Origin of the sequence: Rhodococcus sp. T7, assembly GCF_009872365.1 — a bacterium.
GTDB lineage: Bacteria > Actinomycetota > Actinomycetes > Mycobacteriales > Mycobacteriaceae > Rhodococcus_F.
Genome location: NZ_WXYH01000227.1, coordinates 1 through 1,404 on the forward strand (window position 1 = coordinate 1; position 1,404 = coordinate 1,404).

Genomic DNA, 1,404 nt, shown 5'->3' on the forward strand with positions numbered 1-1,404 from the left:
CATCTATGATGAGGTGTGCCTCGGAGTGGATGGGTGAAGCCGGTCTCGGATCGGCGGTTGTCGGATGTGGTGTCGGTGGGGTTGTTGACCAGGGTGTTTCCCGCGTCCTTGGTTGATGAGGTGATCGCGGAATGCGGTCGCAGGGAGCAGCGCAGTCGGACGTTGACCGCTCGTGTGACGGCGTATTTCTCGATCGGGATGGCCTTGAATTCGGAAGGGTCCTACGAGGATGTTTTCGAGCAACTCACCGACGGTTTGTCGTGGTCGTCGGGATGGTCGCAGTCCTGGTCGCCGCCATCGAAATCGGCGATATTCCAAGCCCGTTCACGATTAGGGTATGAACCGGTGCGGGAGCTGTTCCGCCGTGTCGCACGACCTCTCGCCGACGCGGATACCCCCGGATCATGGCTCGCCGGGCGGCGGATGGTGGCCCTCGACGGGACCTGTCTCGATCTGCCCGACACCCCGGCCAACGCCGAGCACTTCGGACGGCCGGCATCGAGCCGCGGCGAGAAGTCCGCGTTCCCGCAGGCGCGGTTGGTGGCGGTCGCCGAATGCGGCACCCACGCGGTGCTCGACGCCGCGATCGGACCGTGCCGCACGTCCGAGCGGGAGCTGGCGCACGATCTGATCGACGGGCTCGAGCCGGGGATGCTGCTGCTCGCCGACCGCGGCATCTACGGATTCGACATGTGGACCCGGGCCGCCGCTACTGGTGCTGATCTGCTGTGGCGGGTCACATCCGCCCTCTCACCTCGACACCTCGAGACCCTCGACGACGGATCCTGGCTGGCCCGGATCGTCCCGACCTCCGGGAAGAACCGGCAGCAGCGCACACCCCTGACGGTGCGCGTGATCGACTACACCCTCGACGACGGGCGGGAGAACCCCGAACAGTACCGGCTGCTGACCACGATCCTCGACCCCGCCGACGCACCTGCAGAAGAGTTGGCCCTCGCCTACGCCCAACGCTGGGAAATCGAGAACACCTTCGACGAACTCAAAACCCACCAGCGCGGACCACGAGCAGTCCTGCGGTCGAAGTCCCCACCGCTGGTACAGCAGGAAATCTGGGGGCACCTGTGCTGCCACTACGCCGTCCGTACCCTGATGCGCGACGCCGCGATCGCCGGCAGTCACGACCCGGACCGGATGTCCTTCGTCGCCGCCTTGCGGATCACCCGACGATCCCTGTCCCACAGCTCTTTTTCCCCCTCATAACCACAACGCGGCCACCCGGATGTGGAATCAGGGAATCGCCAAACTGTTGCGCCGCGTCAACCCTGAACGCCGCCACCGCGCCAACCCCCGCGTCGTCAAACGCAAAGTCCTCAAGTGGGCCGCAAAACGCGGACACCACCAACATCATCCACAACCAACCCAGTCACCGATATGCACGATTCT

General features: G+C 65.0%; 1 protein-coding gene. It reads left to right on the forward strand.

From position 1 onward, the window contains the following. Positions 1–15 precede the first annotated feature (15 nt). Positions 16–1,221, forward strand: a complete 1,206-nt coding sequence (locus MLGJGCBP_RS21260) for an IS4 family transposase (RefSeq protein ID WP_160097901.1) — start codon at positions 16–18, stop codon at positions 1,219–1,221. Positions 1,222–1,404 lie beyond the last annotated feature (183 nt).